The sequence below is a fragment of the Anaerosolibacter sp. genome, from assembly GCF_029240175.1.
GTDB lineage: Bacteria > Bacillota > Clostridia > Peptostreptococcales > Thermotaleaceae > Anaerosolibacter.
In genome coordinates this window covers 25,232-43,253 of sequence record NZ_JARBTM010000034.1, presented here as the reverse complement: position 1 = coordinate 43,253, position 18,022 = coordinate 25,232, and the positions used below count along the sequence as shown (strand labels likewise).

Annotated in this window: 18 protein-coding genes; 1 reads left to right on the top strand and 17 read right to left on the bottom strand. The window is 39.0% G+C overall.

Translation table 11 applies throughout. The features are described from left to right. Positions 1–166: 166 nt before the first annotated feature. From K0R93_RS18095 to K0R93_RS18015, 17 genes are all read right to left on the bottom strand, one after another. A complete protein-coding gene (locus K0R93_RS18095; RefSeq protein WP_300304479.1) occupies positions 167–1,108 on the bottom strand; it encodes a transketolase family protein in 942 nt (313 codons plus the stop codon). Next, positions 1,108–1,935 (bottom strand): transketolase, encoded by an 828-nt coding sequence (locus K0R93_RS18090; RefSeq protein ID WP_300304476.1) that lies wholly within the window; start codon positions 1,933–1,935, stop codon positions 1,108–1,110. The genes K0R93_RS18095 and K0R93_RS18090 overlap by 1 nt, the downstream gene beginning before the upstream one ends. Positions 1,936–1,950: 15 nt before the next feature. Beyond that, positions 1,951–2,814 (bottom strand): YitT family protein, encoded by an 864-nt coding sequence (locus K0R93_RS18085; protein WP_300304473.1) that lies wholly within the window; start codon positions 2,812–2,814, stop codon positions 1,951–1,953. 202 nt (positions 2,815–3,016) lie between these two features. Next, the gene (locus K0R93_RS18080; RefSeq protein WP_300304470.1) at positions 3,017–3,742 is read right to left on the bottom strand and encodes a WecB/TagA/CpsF family glycosyltransferase; all 726 of its coding nucleotides are present in this window, start codon (positions 3,740–3,742) and stop codon (positions 3,017–3,019) included. Beyond that, positions 3,739–4,848 carry a polysaccharide pyruvyl transferase CsaB gene (gene csaB / locus K0R93_RS18075; RefSeq protein WP_300304467.1) on the bottom strand — a complete coding sequence of 370 codons (1,110 nt, stop codon included), beginning with the start codon at positions 4,846–4,848 and terminating at the stop codon, positions 3,739–3,741. Before csaB ends, K0R93_RS18080 begins: the two co-directional genes overlap by 4 nt. Further along, positions 4,841–7,000, bottom strand: a complete 2,160-nt coding sequence (locus tag K0R93_RS18070) for a DUF5693 family protein (RefSeq protein WP_300304465.1) — start codon at positions 6,998–7,000, stop codon at positions 4,841–4,843. Before K0R93_RS18070 ends, csaB begins: the two co-directional genes overlap by 8 nt. A 22-nt stretch (positions 7,001–7,022) precedes the next feature. Next, a complete protein-coding gene (gene murJ, locus K0R93_RS18065) occupies positions 7,023–8,600 on the bottom strand; it encodes a murein biosynthesis integral membrane protein MurJ (RefSeq protein ID WP_300304462.1) in 1,578 nt (525 codons plus the stop codon). A 60-nt stretch (positions 8,601–8,660) separates the two neighbouring features. Continuing rightward, positions 8,661–9,164 carry a hypothetical protein gene (locus tag K0R93_RS18060; RefSeq protein WP_300304459.1) on the bottom strand — a complete coding sequence of 168 codons (504 nt, stop codon included), beginning with the start codon at positions 9,162–9,164 and terminating at the stop codon, positions 8,661–8,663. A gap of 302 nt (positions 9,165–9,466) precedes the next feature. Further along, complete coding sequence (locus K0R93_RS18055) at positions 9,467–9,817, bottom strand: type II toxin-antitoxin system PemK/MazF family toxin (protein ID WP_300304455.1); 351 nt, start codon at positions 9,815–9,817, stop codon at positions 9,467–9,469. Position 9,818: 1 nt separating this feature from the next. Beyond that, positions 9,819–10,094, bottom strand: a complete 276-nt coding sequence (locus tag K0R93_RS18050) for a CopG family ribbon-helix-helix protein (RefSeq protein WP_300304452.1) — start codon at positions 10,092–10,094, stop codon at positions 9,819–9,821. A gap of 187 nt (positions 10,095–10,281) precedes the next feature. Then, complete coding sequence (gene alr, locus K0R93_RS18045) at positions 10,282–11,466, bottom strand: alanine racemase (protein ID WP_300304449.1); 1,185 nt, start codon at positions 11,464–11,466, stop codon at positions 10,282–10,284. Between the two features lie 68 nt (positions 11,467–11,534). Further along, on the bottom strand, positions 11,535–12,170 hold the full coding sequence (locus K0R93_RS18040; protein WP_300304446.1) for a LolA family protein: 636 nt from the start codon (positions 12,168–12,170) through the stop codon (positions 11,535–11,537). Between the two features lie 49 nt (positions 12,171–12,219). Then, on the bottom strand, positions 12,220–12,666 hold the full coding sequence (locus tag K0R93_RS18035; protein ID WP_300304443.1) for a CBS domain-containing protein: 447 nt from the start codon (positions 12,664–12,666) through the stop codon (positions 12,220–12,222). Positions 12,667–12,677: 11 nt separating this feature from the next. Further along, the gene (locus tag K0R93_RS18030) at positions 12,678–14,231 is read right to left on the bottom strand and encodes an NAD(P)H-hydrate dehydratase (RefSeq protein ID WP_300304440.1); all 1,554 of its coding nucleotides are present in this window, start codon (positions 14,229–14,231) and stop codon (positions 12,678–12,680) included. A gap of 17 nt (positions 14,232–14,248) precedes the next feature. Next, positions 14,249–14,626 (bottom strand): holo-ACP synthase, encoded by a 378-nt coding sequence (acpS, locus tag K0R93_RS18025; protein WP_300304437.1) that lies wholly within the window; start codon positions 14,624–14,626, stop codon positions 14,249–14,251. Between the two features lie 131 nt (positions 14,627–14,757). Next, positions 14,758–15,354 carry a hypothetical protein gene (locus tag K0R93_RS18020; protein WP_300304434.1) on the bottom strand — a complete coding sequence of 199 codons (597 nt, stop codon included), beginning with the start codon at positions 15,352–15,354 and terminating at the stop codon, positions 14,758–14,760. 147 nt (positions 15,355–15,501) lie between these two features. Then, the gene (locus tag K0R93_RS18015) at positions 15,502–16,131 is read right to left on the bottom strand and encodes a CBS domain-containing protein (RefSeq protein WP_300304431.1); all 630 of its coding nucleotides are present in this window, start codon (positions 16,129–16,131) and stop codon (positions 15,502–15,504) included. 273 nt (positions 16,132–16,404) lie between these two features. Between K0R93_RS18015 and K0R93_RS18010 the strand changes: the two genes are divergently transcribed. Further along, complete coding sequence (locus K0R93_RS18010) at positions 16,405–17,985, top strand: HD domain-containing phosphohydrolase (RefSeq protein ID WP_300304428.1); 1,581 nt, start codon at positions 16,405–16,407, stop codon at positions 17,983–17,985. Positions 17,986–18,022 lie beyond the last annotated feature (37 nt).

The window sequence follows — 18,022 nt, the reverse complement described above, 5'->3', positions numbered from 1 at the left end:
ATCAATCATTATGTAGGGAAGGCCCCCTGTGGCCTTCCGTTTATCGCGGAGAAATAACATAACGGAACGGCACAGGGGCCGCTCCCTACGATTATGTCGTATCCTTTATTCATACCGTCATAAAAATAAGAAGAGCACTCTAAAAAGCGCTCTTCCTTTAAAAAAATTATTTTAATTTTAAAACATCTTTCACGGCTTCCACAATATGGCCTGCCGTTAACCCATATTTCTTCATCAAGTCATTCGGCTTTCCAGATTCACCAAAAGTGTCCTGGGTACCGACTCGTTTCATAGGCACTGGTGTATTTTCCACCAATACTTCTGCCACAGCAGAGCCTAATCCGCCAATGATATTATGCTCTTCAGCGGTAACTATAGCTCCTGTTTCCTTTGCGGCCTTGATAATAATTTCCTGATCAATAGGCTTAATGGTATGCATATCGATGACTCTAGCTTGAATGCCTTCCAGCGCTAATATTTCTTTCGCTTCGAGGGCCTCTGCCACCATAATGCCAGTACCTATGATGGTTACATGTGTTCCATCCCCATGTTGAATTCCTTTTCCAATCTCAAACTTAAAAGTATTCTCATCATATATCACAGGAACAGCAGCTCTTCCAAATCTCATATATACTGGTCCATAATGCTCTGCTCCTGCGAAAACAGCCTGTTCTGCTGAAACTGCATCTGAAGGGTTGATGACCACCATATTTGGAATTGCTCTCATGCATGCCAGATCCTCTAAAGCTTGATGAGATGCCCCATCCTCTCCAACAGTAATTCCTGCATGGGTAGCACAAACTTTCACATTCATTTTTGGATAACAAATGGAATTTCTAATAATCTCAAAGGCTCTTCCAGTAGCAAACATTGCAAAAGTGCTTGCAAAAGGCACTTTACCTGCCGCTGCAAAACCTGCAGCCGTTCCCATTAAATTTTGTTCTGCAATCCCCATATTGAAGAATCGCTCTGGAAATACTTTTTGGAAATCCGCAGTTTTTGTAGATTTTGATAAGTCGGCATCCAAAACAACGACCTTGTCATTTATTTTTCCCAGCTTCGCCAGGGCTTTTCCATAGGCTTCCCTAGTTGCAATCTTCTCTGCCATTATCTTGCACCTCCTAGTTCTTCAAGGGCTTTTTCTGCGTCTTCTTTCTTTGGTGCATTACCATGCCAGCCCACTTGATTTTCCATAAAGGAGACCCCTTTTCCTTTAATCGTTTTCGCAATAATCATGGTTGGTTTTCCTTTTGTAGCCTCTGCCTCATCCAAGGCATTGACGATTTCTTCATAGTTATGGCCGTCAATCACAACAACATGCCAGCGGAAGCTCTCCCATTTGTCTGCAATAGGATTGATACACATAACATCATCGGTACATCCGTCAATTTGCAAACCGTTAAAATCCATAATCGCTGTAAGATTGTCTAATTTATAATGGGCTGCTGCCATAGCTGCTTCCCAAACAATTCCTTCTTGTACTTCTCCATCCCCTAACAATACATAAACACGGTTATTTTTCTGATCCAGCTTAGAGGCCAAAGCCATTCCTATGCTGGTAGAAAAACCTTGCCCTAATGAACCTGTGGACATTTCTACACCTGGTGTCCCTTTCATATCTGGGTGCCCTTGAAGCATTGCATCCACATGTCTCAGCTTTAAAAGCTCCTCTTTAGGGAAAAAACCTTTTTCCGCCAAAGTTGCATACAGCACTGGTGCGCCATGCCCTTTCGAAAGTACAAAGCGGTCTCGATCCTCCCATTTAGGATTCTGTGGATCCACCTTCATTTTATGGAAATATAAAGTTGCCAAGATATCTGCTGCCGATAAGGAACCCCCTGGATGCCCAGATCCTGCTGCATGAACAGAGCGAATAATATCCTTACGTATTTCCGTGGCAACTTGTTTTAGTTTTTCATAATCTACCTTTGCCAAACAAATCCCTCCTCATTATTTTTTCATAAATCCTTCTCCTAGGACTTCATGGACCGTTGTTACCATTACAAAAGCATTTTCATCAATCTTGCGAACAATGTCTTTTAGCTTTGTCATTTGACTTCTATTGATCACACACAGCAGCACTTCTTTTTCACTGCCCGTATACATCCCTTGGGCCTTTAATACTGTGACACCCCTATTTAAGGTCTTAAGAATCTCGCTACCGATTTCATGGGGATTATCGGAGATAATATAAAACGCCTTGGCATAGTTCAAATCTTCCACGATGAAATCAGCTATTTTTACCGTAATATAGAGGGCAATGATGGAATAGAGGGATGTTTCTATCTTTCTATTAACAATTCCTGCTGCTGCTACGATCATGAGGTCAAACCCCATCATCAGCTTTGGAATACTGATACTTGGTATGTATTTGTTTAATATGGCACCAGCTAAGTCAGTTCCGCCGGTAGTACCGCCAGCCTTAAATACGAATCCTATGCCTGCACCCACCAATACCCCGCCATATAAAGCCGAGAGCAGCATGTCTTCCACCCCAACATAACCTGGCCCTACGATATTCATAAAAAATCTTATAAATACAGACAAAATAAGGGTACCATAGGCTGTCTTTATTCCAAAATACTTACCTAAGGTAGCTAAACCTAAGATAAACAAGGGGATATTGATGGCTAAATTGGTTATATCGATAGGAATCCCAGAAATCTTCTGTATTATAATAGCCAAACCAGTCACCCCTCCAGGTGCTATGGTGTTTGGTTCTAAAAAAAACACCAGCCCGAAAGCCAATAAGGCAGACCCCACTGTGATTAACATGTACTCAAGAAATACAGAAGATACAAATCGTTCTCTCATGATTTCACCTCAATTATTATACCATAGTTACACATGATATCAATTTTCTTTTTATCTATACCCAAAGTCACTTACTTATCTATACCCATTATCAATTTAAATAAAATATCTACAAACTAGCATATCCTTATTCCTATTAAACCATGCTGCTTCAATAAATTTAACTACACAGAATCTGCCCTCAAAAAAATACCACTGAGTTTTATTTTTCACTCAGCAGTACCTTGATCATAAATTTTGGCAGGGCCATCATCCTCTTGTATCTCCAAGGTTCTTTCATCAATCGATAGAACCATTCCAACCCTAGCTTTTGATAAATCTCCGGCGCCCTTTTTGCGGTACCTGCCCAGATGTCGATGCCGCCCCCAACGCCCATGGCTACCTTTGTTTTTAACACCTGCCGATATTGATGCATCAATTTTTCTTGCTTAGGTGCCCCTAAGGCCACAAACAAGATATCCGCACCGCTGGCATTAATCTCTTCAAGAATCTCAGGTTCTTCTTCAGCTTTGAAGTAGCCGTCTCTAACCCCTACGACGTTGATATTTGAAAACTTATTAGAAATGTTTTCTCCTGCCATTGCTGCAACGCCAGGTTTTCCGCCAAAAAGAAATATCCTTTTTTGATGCTGGTTACAATAATTCAAAATTTTTAGCATCAAATCTACACCCGTCACCCGTTCTGTTAATCCTGTTCGTTGTATCTTAGAGGCATAAATTAAACCAATGCCATCGGGTATCACCAAATCAGCATCTTCGATAACCGTCAATAGTGAAGCATCCTTCTGGGCTTCCATGACAATTTCCGTATTCGGTGTAACGATGATACGACAGTCCTTTCCTTCGATAAATCCTTGAAAGACATTGCAGGCATCCTCAAGGGTTACCTGATCTATGGGCACACCCATAATTCTTACTTGTTTCCTCATCGAATCACCTCTCCAGCCAAAAGATCACGAACTAATTTTTCATTTAATGCTAACTTATCCTTTAGTTGAATCACACACTTTTTAAGAATCTCTTTTTCTCCTTGAAGATTGGCCCACTTTGCTTCTATATCAATCAATAAATCTTCTAGGGCAAGTTCTTCGACCTCACATAGGCATTTTTGTTCTAGTGATGCCATAAAGCTATCGTTTTTAGGATCATAGGATATACCAATCATTGGTACATTCATAATTGCTGCAAAAATAAGGGAGTGCAGCCTTACCCCTATCAGAAGATCAAAGTTCCCTGTAATCCCCAGCATCTCCTGCACATCGTATTTGTGCTTCACAAAAACTGCTTTTTGATTCATTTCTTCTTCTATTTCTTCCATAAAGCGAATATCTTCACCATAATGGAAGGGTACAAATACCACCTGTACATCAAGCTTCTCGATGAGTCGATCAGCAGTTTTTGCCAATACTGACTTTAGCCTGTCATTCTTCTTCCAGCCCCTAATGGCAAAACCAATGATTGGCTTACCGTTGTCTGCCTCTAAACCTTCCTTGATCAGTTGTGTCCTACCTAATTCCAAAGGCACCTTGTCCAATCCAATAACAGGATCGGCAGTAATAAAGACAGGGGGAATATTTACGCCTATATTTAACAACTCATCCTTTGATTTTTCATCTCGAACCGTAATACAATCCACTTTATTGAGCACGTATTTTACTAGCATTCGGTTATAACTCCTATTGACAGGCCCAATCCCTTGGCTGTAAATCATAACCCTTTTTTTCATCATAAGTCCCATCATAATAACACCGAGATAATAGCTGATACTCTTCCCGCTGGTTACATCCTGAAGAAGACTGCCGCCTCCGCTAATTAATAGATCACAATTCTTGATTTCCTGAAGGATCTGCATAGCATTTTTACGATTGATTGCCTTCACACCATGTTTCTTCTCTGTACTTTGAGGATTCACCGATAAAACTGTGATATCCACATTTGGAATAGCCTGCTTGAGGTTATTAACAATAGATGTCAAAATGGACTCATCTCCGATGTTATTGAATCCATAATAACCAGAAATTACAATCTTAGCCATGCAGTTTTTCACCTCTCACAAGTCTTATTAATCTCATGCTGATTTCTAGAACAACTACATAACCAATTCCTAAAACAATACCAAATCCTAAAGCATACACTGTACGGATCAAAGAAAGATACATAGGCGTTCTTAGGTGACTAAATGTATTTACAATAGATGTCTGCCCAATAATCCCTGCCAATCCCGCTAAGAATAAAAGGGTCTTGTACCGATGACGCGCTGCATAAACCGCAACAATAATTGCTGGGAAAGCAATCAAGAATTCCTTTGTCCTTGGTCGAGCCAATAGCTTAACCTCCAGTAGATTCCTTGTGATCATTTCAAATGTAGAAGGCTGAATATTTGTTTCGTGGCCTGTTCGAGCAATATAAATGTAACCAGCCGCCAATACAACGGCTGCTGCAGCCACATAAATGATCTTAATATTATCGAACAATAAACGTTTCATGTCGTCTATAGGCAATTGAGGCTGTCTCTTCGTATCTTGTTTTCTCTTATATCCAAAATACATCATATAGATCACACCAAATACAACGATAGGCAAGAGCTGCGCCGCCTTAACCCCTCTGAAAATGTCCATTTCTAACAAATACTCAATGTCCGAAAGGGCACTGGCTACAAAAAGGGCACCCATGAATGATATAGCGGAGGTTACCAATAGATCCCTTATGCCCAGTAGTATGCTATTGGCTAGACTTCGATCTTTTTTCTTATTGTCATAGTATTGTCTGCTCATGTTAAATAGATACACCATACTTAAGGATGGAAATACAATGGCTGCAGTTAAAGCCAATATCTTATCGGCCCATGACGGAAGTACATAACACATCCCGGTGACACCTATAATTCCAACGACTAACAATCCATATTTAAATTTATCATTCAATGTTATAAAGTAAGAAACGAGTAGTACCACGGCAGCTGCGATTCCCCAGCCCATCACGATCTTTTTCCATATATCTAAGTGATTCGCTGCCATGACGCTGGCTTCGCCGAAGGTCATGCCATGTTCAGCAATTCTTCCCTTTAGCTGATCAAATGTCTTTTTGTATTCTTCGACATCGGTAACATATACCCGATCATCTTTCATGAAAGGTCTAAAATAAATCATACGGATATTACGCTCAGTAATTCCCCGATAAAGGGTATTTTCGATTTCTTCTGCACCTTCATAATTATAGAATTTAAACCTTTTTTGAATATATGGGGGCACAGAAAAAATTCTAATACTATTATACTCAAGGCTCCTCGCTAATTCTTCCAATCCATCCTGCTTAATATGCTCTCTCTGAACAGTGCTCTCTATAAGGCCAAGTTTTATATCATTTTTCTTTATATAGGATTCTGTGATTTCCACAGCATCAGGATATCCAAGAACCTGCTTTCCGCCAAAAATCATATACTTTGGATTTACACCAAGTCTCTCATAATCCCCCAATACAGCTTTCACATAATGATCACCTGACCAATCTTGGTAATTATATGGTCTTGGCAGTACTTCTAAACCACTTTCCTTTACAATGTCTACTTTTTCTGTATCTAACCCAAGGGAAAGACGCATAAGCTGCGATCCAAATAATAGGGTTTCTTCTTTATAAGGCTTACTCTCTTGATCAATCAACGTTCTTTTCTGGGTATAAAGGGCATCTTTGATGTCTCCGTCAAGAACAAAAACATAACGATTATCCTCTGCAAATATCTTTATTTTTTTAGGATCATATCGCAGTTCTAGTGCATTTTTTATAAATTGAAACAACCCTTGGTCATTTGTTGTTACCACAAAATCATAATGATCTATATCTCCAGTAGACAAATAATCAGCCACATGCTTCGGATACTTATCCTGCCAGTCTAACTCTTCAAGGATATTTCCCACAACATCGAAGTGAATAGGTTTCTTTTCTGCCGATAGGGTTTCAAAGCTTTCCTCATTTAAAGCCACGGAGCTGATCCCCATATCCTTAAACTGTCCAAGCCACCATTTTACATCCTGATCTGATTGCTTTGCAAGCTTTTCAACCTCCAGATAGTCTACCGTTATATCTACGGTCTTATTTTGCCCTTCTACAGCGACCCTTTCAAAAGCAGACAAGGAAGACACGATCAAACCTAGTACAAGGATCATAAGAATAATACTATTTTTCTTCATTTTGTCACACCCTTCATTTATCTTATATCAAGGATTTTCTTCTAATCTTGTTTATTATAGGATGAATAAATGTATTGGCTATGTACACTGCTTCTTCTATCTTTAGTTTCAAGGTAACCAATGCATAGCTTAAAACCCCTACAAAACTTGGAATGCCTACTCTTAATATCTTAATACTTAAACCTGCTCCTGTAAAGTAGGTATCCAGCAGCTTACCCGTTAATATTACCATAAATGCCATGACAAGACATCCAAATGCAACCTTCATTAAACTCTGTAATAATTTCCTTCCCCCAAAGGTTCCGACTTTTCCCTTAAAAGCGATCATCAATCCAACCGCACCTAATGTTATGGCAATGGTCGTAGCAAGGGCAATTCCTGCCACATCATAGGCTTTAGCCAATACACCGTTTAAAAGGAAATTGAGTCCCATCATGAATATTGAAAAGATGACTGGAATCTTTGTATCCTGTAAGGCATAAAGCGCTTTGTTGATTACGTCCAGTATTGCATACCCCATCATGCCAAGGGCATAAAGGGACAGGGCCATACCTGTTAGCATAGCCGCTTCACTGTCAAATGCTCCCCGCTCAAAGATTAAGCGGATAAGAGGTTTACTCAATAGTCCTATGCCCACAGTCATGGGAAGCATCACAAAAATCAACATTTTTATAATTGAAGTCACGAATAGTCCATACTGCCGTTTCTCCATTTTCACAGCATTTTCAGCAAACTTTGGGAACATTACCGCACTGATACCGTAGACCATAATACTGGCGATCGCTAAATACAACATCCCAGCATAATAAAGGGCAGAAACCTTACCATGATGCAGATTGGATGCTTGCATCTCATCTAACAGCATATTGATCTGGTTTACTGATGCCACAGCCGTAACTGGAATAATAATCTTAAAGAATCTCCTTAGTAATTCATCCTTAAAATTAAATGTTAACTTATATCGAAATCCTGCCTTATGCAAAAATGGTATCTGAATGGCAAATTGAAGTATCCAGCCTATTAAAGTCACATAGGCCAGTCCTTTTACCCCATAGTCTTTAGCATAGAAAAATAAAAAACCAATTGCGATGATATTTGCAGGCACACTAATAAAAGAGGTAATACCAAATATGCCAAGAGACTGAAGTATTGATACAAAAATATAAGTAATACAGATACATATTAGGGCAGGAAGCATGATTCTCGCTAAGTTTGTTGTCAATATCAACTTTTCACCCTCAAAACCCTTGGCTAGAAAACCCATGATCTGTTCTGCATAAATAAAGCCAAACCCTATGAGTCCCAGAGCCAGCAGTGAAACCACATTTAACAGCTGATTGGAAAGGGCAAAAGCCTCCTTCTTTCCTTTTAAAGTCAACCTCTCTACAATAATGGGTATTGCAGCAATGGTAATCGCTGTCCCAATACTGATAAAATTACTGATGGTTGTATAGAACGCCATGATGTAGGCATCCGAGGCCATATCCGCACCGATGCGACTTCCAAGAAGGGCTTCTCGAAAAAAACCAATAAACTTTGCTAGAAAGGTTAGTGCAACGACAATGATAATTGTATTGGCAGTCTTTTTTCGTTCTTCCATTTTCGCCTCCAATAATTCCAGTGTTTATACTATAAAAAAAGCGCCGGAGCGCTTTTAAATTTATCTTATCTCATAACCGCCTTTGATTAGAATGAACGTTTTATCCCAGGTAATGTTAAGACCTCTGCCGTCATCTCTAGGTATTAAAATAAGATGGTTCAATGGGACATTTTCATCTGACTGCAAGTCTTTTCCTGAGGTTAAGTTCGACAATCCTCCTGATTGGCTTGCAATGGCCTTTGCTGTTCCAGACCGCAGGATCATTTCTGTTCCACCCTTTCCAATAACCCTTTGTCCTTTGTTTACTTCGATTACTTGGAAGGTAGCTGCTTCCTGGGACCCATTGGACGGTAACGAAGTACTGCCTATCTCAGAAATTTTTTGATCTATGTAGTATTTTAACTGTTCATTTCTTTTCTCCACATAACTTTGCGTAACAATAGGATCTTCAGATGTACCAGGATTTAGATAACCAGCTTTTGTTACTTGTGTTGATACGGTGAATAAAATCGCTGCGCCCAGTAGAGCTACATAAATTTTACTATTTCTAACTTTTTTCCACATAGGTTGTCCTCCTTTGTCTATTTCCTGGGAAATAAGAAAGTTTTTATCATTCCTTATATAAATATGACGAAACTCATCTATATTTTATCACAAATCCCCGTCAAAAGCTTTCTGAATCTGTGAAAGGTTTATTAATTTTTTATTACATCTATTCTTCGTAGGGAAGGCCCCCTGTGGCCTTCCGCTAATAATCATACCAGGCGGAACGGCACAGGGGCACGTCCCCTACAGTTCTTGACTTAAATATTCTATCTCCCTACATTAAAAACACCCATTTAAAAAGGTGGTTGTATATCAACCACCTAGAATTCCACCAATCCTAAACTAATCAAAAGAGCCTCATTTACCTTATTCATCTTATCTTCATCAAAATGACCAATTTTTTCCCTTAAGCGTCTTTTATCAATGGTTCTTACCTGCTCTAACAACACAACAGAGTCCTTCGTCAGCCCATATTCTGAGGCACTTATTTCGATATGTGTCGGCAATTTCGCTTTATTAATTTGGGAAGTTATAGCTGCTACGATCACCGTAGGACTATACTTGTTTCCTACATCATTCTGAACGATCAGCACTGGTCGTACGCCACCTTGCTCGGATCCAATTACAGGACTTAGATCGGCATAGAAAATGTCTCCTCTTTTTACAAGCACGCTACTCACACTCCGCCAGCTTCGCTTCGTAGCTCTCTAGCGCGCGTATATCCATATCTAATCCAAACTCTGCCAAAGCTAAGTTAAGCGCACCCATTTCTCGATAGCCCTTTTTCATTCTATCTCGAATTTCAATTTTTTGCCTCTCTCTAATATAAAGCTTCATTGCTTCCCTTATAAATTCGCTTCTATTGCGCTTTTCAATTTCAACGATATGATCAACCTCTTCTAACAGAGTATTAGGCAAACTAATGATAATTCTCTTGGACTCCGCCATTCAGGCACCTCCTAAGATACTAAAAAAAATTTTAATGCTATAATTTCAATTGTCCATGGTGCCCGAGTCTCCTGTGGCTTCATAGAAAACGACATAGTATTCCATAATAGTATATATATAAATATATACTCAATTATATACTATTCACTATAAGTGTGTCAATATAACCACTTTTTTATACTCTTTTCTAAAAGTTTTCACCTCGGACATAATCTTTTATTTTTATAACCTCATTATTTTTTATATAAACCCTTGGAATTCTTTTACCCATCATGCATACAACTTCATAGTTGATCGTTCCCAGCTTGTTGGCAACTTCATCAATGGCAATAAAATTATCACCTTCGCCACCAAAAAGAATAACCTCATCCCCGCGCTTTACGTCTTCAATCTCAGTTACATCAATCATACACTGATCCATACAGATACGCCCTACTACCGGTACCCTATGACCTTTTACCAGAACCTCTGCTTTACCCGATAGCATTCTTGTATATCCATCAGCATATCCAATCGGTAGTGTAGCAATTTTTTCTTTTCCCCGGGTTAGATATTTCAGTCCGTAGCTGACGCCTCGTCCTGCTTCTAATTCTTTCACATGGGAAATTTTGGCCTTTAAGGACATCACTTGTTTTAGCCTGATTTCCTCTGTATTCACTTCGTCAGAAGGATATAACCCATATAGCATAATACCAGCCCGCACCATATCCAGGTTCATATCGGGAAGGTCGATAATTGCAGCACTGTTGGATACATGCTTAATCGGTATGGAAATACCTCGTTCCTCCAAGCTGTCGCAAAGGTCCTTGAATCTTTTATATTGCCCATAGGTAAAGTTCTTGTCCACCTCATCGGCAACAGCAAAGTGAGTAAATATACCCTCCAATATAATTTTCGGCATATGAGCAATTTTCTTTATGATTTCCACCGTGGCAATATCTGGCTGAAGGCCTAGCCGACTCATTCCTGTATCAATCTTAATGTGAATTTTTAACTCTTTGTCAAGGTCAACTGCCGTCTTAGAGAAGGCCTCCGCCTGCTCTTGGCTATAAACAGTTTGGATGATATCATTGAGAAGCACATCTTCCGCACTTGTTTCAGGTGTATAACCCAAAACAAGAATTGGTACAGTTTTATAGACCCTTCTTAATTCAATAGCCTCCGACAAGGTTGCTACCGCTAATCGATCAGCACCATTCTGTAATAATGTTTCTGCAATTACCACGGCACCATGTCCATAACCATCAGCTTTGATTACTGCCGTTACCAAGGCATCTTTGTTTACATTCCTTTTTACTTCCTGTATGTTATGGGCTAAATGATCTAAATTAATTTCTGCCCAAACGGGTCTTGTCTTATCTTGTGTCAGCATTGTTGATGCCCCCTCTTCATTTGTCTATGATCTATCATTTTATCATAATGTGTGATTCCCAGGAGTCCCTATTTCTCCAAACTTTCTGGAACCGTAAATAGATGATCCTCTAATTTAGGGTTATATTGAAAATTAAAATAACGCACTTCAATTCTCATCCCATCATTCGCATCGAAAACTTGAAGTAATTCGGGTTCCATTTTCTCTATGTTCACCCATAATCTCTGGCGGTGAAAATAAACATGATTTCCTGGGATTTCTGTATCGACGACCAAAAACGTCTCTTCACCCTTTACTTCTCGATGAATCTCTACATCCTCTGACTCTAAATAGTTTTGAAGAAAATAACCGAGAAACATGTTTTGCTCGTCTGAATGCTGAAAGCTCTCCATAAACCATACCTGATTAATCTGTGGATGGATAATACTGGCTTTTCTCCCATCATATATTGTTATTTTCCCATTTAGACTTTCAGGCTCTATCAATTCTAGCTTAAACTTATTTGGCTTGCGAAACCACTGCTTAAAGATATATGTTTCGGGAGTAAGATTCCCTTTAACTGTGATTTCAGCCTCACAGGCATAGCTGTCAATCCTACTCATCATTTTTTGCACATCATAGAACAAATCTTCATCTGTTTTCGGACCACAACCAAATAATATCACAACCATAAATAATACAAAAACAATTTTAAGGCATTTCAACGTTAACCCCTCCACGTAAAGATTGCTATATTCATCTTTACGTTAGAAATTAAATTATATGCTTTAAAATATCTGAGCGGGTAATGATTCCTAATAGCTTTCCCTCACGATCTACAACTGGTAATCTATTCACTTTCTGATCGATGATAATATCCACGATTCGATTCAAATCCGTTTCTTCTGAAACAGTGATGACATTCTTTGTCATGACATCCTTCACTTTATAGGCTGCCATTTTTTTAACCTGATGCTCCAAATCCTTCGTACTCTCTAAAAAAACGATGCCTTGAAGTATAGATATAAAGCTTGGGATATGTAGATTTTTTTCCCGATAGATTAAATCTGTTTCTGATACGATTCCCGTCACCTTTCCAGCTTCGTCCAAAACTGGCACACCGCTAATCCTATGCTCCAAAAGTATTTTTACCACCTCATCTACAGTCATTTCTTGGTTAACCGTAATTACATTCCTGTTCATTATTTCCTTCGCTCTCATTTTCATTCCTCCTATTTTCCAACAATTTCTTTGATTGCAAGGGGTAACTCCAGCACAATATCTCCTGCCATTAGTCCATATTCACCGATGCGATTAGCCGCCCGATCTCCGGCTGTACCATGGATATAAACGGCTGCTAAGGCTGCGTCTAAAGGTTGAAGGCCCTGGGCTAGAAACCCAGTTATTATACCTGTTAATACATCTCCACTGCCAGCAGTGGCCATACCCGGGTTTCCAGTAGTATTGATGAATATCTTTCCTTCGGGAGATGCCACCACGGTTCTAGCACCTTTTAATATAAGAATTACCTTCCACTTCTTAGCAAATTCAATAGCAATTTGAATCTTATTTCTTTGAATTTCCTCAATAGGCAGATTGGTCAATCTCGCCATTTCTCCTATATGGGGTGTCAGTACAGCTGTAGTTTTCAACAGATTTAGAATATCTAATCTATGGGCTAAAGAATTTAAAGCATCTGCATCTAATACCATTGGAATGGTTGCTTCCTCACAAATATTTCGCAACACTTCTTCCAATTCCCTTGTCTGCCCGCTTCCCGGACCAATTGCAATAACATTGCTTTCCTTCATGGTCTTAATAATTTTTTCAATATCACTAATCCCCACGACACCCTTTTTTAATTCAGGCAGCGGTACAGTGATCGCTTCGATCAGTCTTGTTTCCATAATACTATTCAAACTCTGGGGTATAGCTACCTTAAGCAGTCCCGCACCGCTTCTGAGCACAGCCTCACAGGTTAACATGGCTGCTCCCGTCATTCCAGTGGAACCTGCTACAATATAGGCTTTCCCATAATTACCTTTGTGGGTATCGTTTTTTCTTCTAGGCAGTATCCTTTTGATCATCTCTTGAGTAATCAAACTGATATTCAGATTATCCTGTTCTATGATTTCCCTAGGGATACCGATATCCTTTATCACCATCGTTTGGGAATACTCCGCTCCTGGATAATTAATATTGCCCACTTTAGGCAGCTGCAAAACCACTGTTTTATTTGCCCTGACGGCATTTCCTAGAATGTTTCCTGTTCCAGCAGATACACCCGATGGAATATCAACAGACAAGATATACTTGCCACTGCGGTTAATTACATGAATGAGCTCCTTCCAAAGTCCGCCCATGTCTCTGTTCAAACCTGTCCCACAAATGGCGTCTACAATAATACTACAATGGGCCATTTCTTCTGAAAGCTTTTCTATATCCTGAAGGTCAAGCAGCATTTTTATATCCAGCTTCAGCTTTCTTAAAATATCATAGTTCGTTTTTGTATCCCCAGTAACCCTGGCAACATCTCCGATGATCCTGACTTTCACAGCAATACCACGCTGAAAAAGATGCCTTGCTGTCACAAAACCATCCCCACCATTGTTCCCAAGGCCACAAATAATCATAACTTTATTATTTTCTTGCCGTTGAATTTCCTTCAAAACCTCGTCTGCTACCGCCATACCAGCCTGTTCCATCAGGATGATTCCCGGAATCCTGTACTCTTCCAATGCCTTTTGATCTAACCTTTTCATCTGAATGCCGTCCACAACTTTCATCGTTTTCTCCCCTTACCCTATTCTTGCCCCATGGCGATCGATTGAGCCACTGCATAGTCTCTACTGTGGGATATGGTAATGAGAATCTCATCAATCCCTCTCTGGCGGGCCATCTCACTAGCTTGATTATGCAGCTGAATCACCGGCTTTCCTAAAGAATCCCTTTGAATTTCAATATCACTCCATCTAAAACCCCGGATGCCTGTTCCTATAGCCTTCACTGCTGCTTCCTTGGCTGCAAAGTTTCCTGCAATACTGGTCACACTATAGTTTACTTCTTTAAAGTAAGCCCTCTCTTTATCTGTAAAAACTCTATCTAAGAATTTATTATTTCTATTTATGGCCCTATCAATTCTTTCGATCTCAATAATATCAATACCAATTCCCCGGATCATGCAACCCCTCCTTATCTTCTTCCTATATATACCCAAATATAAACCGTCCAATTTGTCTATAGTTCTACTTTTTCTTAAAAATTCCTTCCTTTCGCGATTAAAGAAGAAAAGCACCCAGCCTTGGCTGCGTACTATAAAAACGCTCGATCTAATTTGTCTGTTTCCTCGTGGCCAAGGGTGTTATGTAAATAGGAATACAGCCCATTGACGCGATTCTCTAGTTGAATTTTTTCATCCCACTTTTCGGTCAGTTGTTTTCTAAGTTCTATGATCTCTGCCATCACTTTATTTGATCGTTCGCTACCTGCCTTAATGTCCTCATAGGCCAGTGCAATGGTCTCTTTCAATAATTGAAAATTTAGTTTCTCGATCTCTTTGGGTAGGATTTCCTGCTGGTACTGTAGTTCATCCAAAGAATCATTTATTCTTAAAATCTCATCTTTAGCAGTCTCCAACTGAATCAAAGCTTGCCCATTGTTGGTTGTGTTTGCTTCGTTAGACAATTCTAGTATTTTATCCATCAACAGCTTCTTCTTCTTTCGATAACCCTTTATATGCTGCTCCCCTTGCTTTTCTTCGTTCACCTTTTCCACGATCTCTTTTGAAATTTTCTCCATATTTTTTGTTTGATGCATCTCAAAATTTTCTTTCCACTCCTGATCAAAAGGGAGAATTGGTATCTTATTTCTTCGAATAATTTTTTCTTCTAAGTTCATTTCTTTTGCCATGAAAAATATTCCTCCCATATCTAACGCCGCTTATGACAATATTATATTACTATAATCATCGTAAAACAACGGCCCTTTCATCTATAGGATAAAAGTCCCATTTTCATAAGCAAGACCGTCCAAATTGGACGGCCTTCATTGTATACGTTATTCTATCTCGACAATTTTGAATCCTTTTTTTTCAATAGATTCCTTTATCCGTTCTAGATTATCAGCCTCAAGTCGTATAATAATCTCCTTAATATCCATTTTTGCATCAGGATCATTGATCGCCAAACTAATAATATTTCCTTCAGCATTCTTAATGGCTTTTGCCAACTTCGATATTCTTCCTTTAAAATCTGGAGTATGTATGGTCAATCTTGTGCCCCTTCCATATCCCAGCAATCTGGTAAAGGCGCTAAATATGGCCTTTTGGGTTACAATTCCTAAAAATACGTCTTTATCGTCTACCACAGGGATGAAGGGAATGTTTTTATTTGAGAACAGTAGAGAAGCATCCTCTACAATGTCTTTTGCTTGAAGTACTGGGATATCTGTTTTTACATAATCTGAAATGGCACTATTCAAAAAAGTGTTTCTTGCAACATCATCTTTTTCATAATACTTTTGATAAATATCGTAAACTGAAATACATCCTATAAACCGATGGTCTTCAACCACAGGCAGAGAAAGATAGCCTTCTGACTTAATCCTTTCCAGCGCTTCCTGCACCTTTTGATTGCTTTCTAACACCAACAGACTTTCCTTCTTCAGCATGATGTTTTTGATAATCATTCAAAATACCCCTCTCCAGATTGTTTTTTCCATTTATTTTATTCTATGCTTTTCATTTTGTGCCTAAATATCTTTTCAATCCTATATATACACCAAGATAAGCACTTTAAACCTTCTATGTCTGTCAAATAATTTCACAAATTCCACGTGTCAACTTCAAAATCTTCATAACATTTATGTAAACAGATAGGCTGATATTGAAAATTATGGTATAATTAGTAACAGTTATCATTGACTTTTTTCGACAATCCTAGGTATATTGGAGGGCACTATATGCGATTGACCCATAAATATTTGATTGGTACACTGCTTTGCATTCTTATATCTGCCCTGCTCACATTAATGGGAATTATACTCCCATTATATCGTACAGAAACAACTACTCTTGATTATACCGTCAATAACCGCATCCGTACGATGGATGTTTTCTTTGAGAGAAACATTCAAACGCTAAGTGACAAAGCTATCGAATATGCTTATTGGGATGATTTGATCATGGCCTTAGAAAATGAGAATATCCCATGGATCCGAGATAACATTACAGAATATCTTTTTCATTCTCCTTTTAACATTGACCTGGTATATCTCACTTCAGATAGCTATGACTATCATGAATTCTATGGTGATGAGTCACTCAGTAATCAGTTACCAGTTACTGATTTATTTCAGACAGCACGACGAACCAGCGAACCCGCCTCTAGTTTTGTGCTATTTGATAAACAGCTTTACATAGTTACTATATCCCCAATTACCAATAATGATGGTTCTCTCAGTTCCAAGGGGTTTTTGGTTTTGGGAAGAACAGTAGATGATGAGGTATTATATCCTTTGGTCGACTATATAGGAGATGAAGCCGTCATTCAATTAAAACCTTCCCATTTAATACAAGGACCTCATCATACAATCAAGGATCATCGACATATATCATTTAATTATCCTGTCCGTGACTTCAAAGGGAGGATCATTGCTTTTCATGGCGTAACAATGGATGTAAGTTACTTCATGAATTTAAAATATTTATTGTTTCGAAATATCTCTTTGATCGTCATATTATCCCTTATCATTTGTTCCTATATTGTCTACCATGTGATTCGAAAGCTGACCTTTCAGTTTGAACAGTCGGTAAATGCTATAGAGAATATTGCCAATGGCAAGTATGAACAAAAAATGGACGAACAGGGATCATATGAACTTCAGATTCTGGCCAAAAGTATCAATAAGCTCTCTACCAATATCCACCAGAAGACCTTCCAAATGAGAGAAAACTACCTGCGCACTATCGAAACCCTAAGTACTGCCCTTGAAGTCAAGGACCCCTATACCATGGGCCATTCTGATAGAGTCTCAAAGTACAGCATGGCAATCGCTTCTGCCCTTTCTTTAAAAGATATCGATCATATAGAAACGGCTGCCCTCATGCATGATATAGGGAAAATTGGCATTCCTGAATATATTTTAAATAAGAATGGCAGGTTGACCCCTGAAGAATTTCAGATTGTTCGAGAGCACCCTGAGAAGGGTTACCGAATTTTAGATATTATTGAGGATTTTCATGAGATCAAATACATGATTCGCTATCACCATGAATGGTATAATGGAAACGGATACCCTCAAGGTCTATCTGGAGAGTCTATTCCCATTGGTGCTCGGATCATTGCCATCGCTGATGCCTTTGATGCCATGACCAGTCATCGTCCCTATCGATTGGCTTTACCTATAGAACAAGCCATTGATGAAATCAACAAAATGGCTGGTAGTCAGTTTGATCCTGCCATCGTTGCTGTCTTCAATAGCGTAGTCTATGATATGATAAAAATGCCTGCTGCGCCAAGCAATAGTGCATCGGAAAATTAACTATAAAAAAAGATGATGGAATCCATCATCTTTTTTT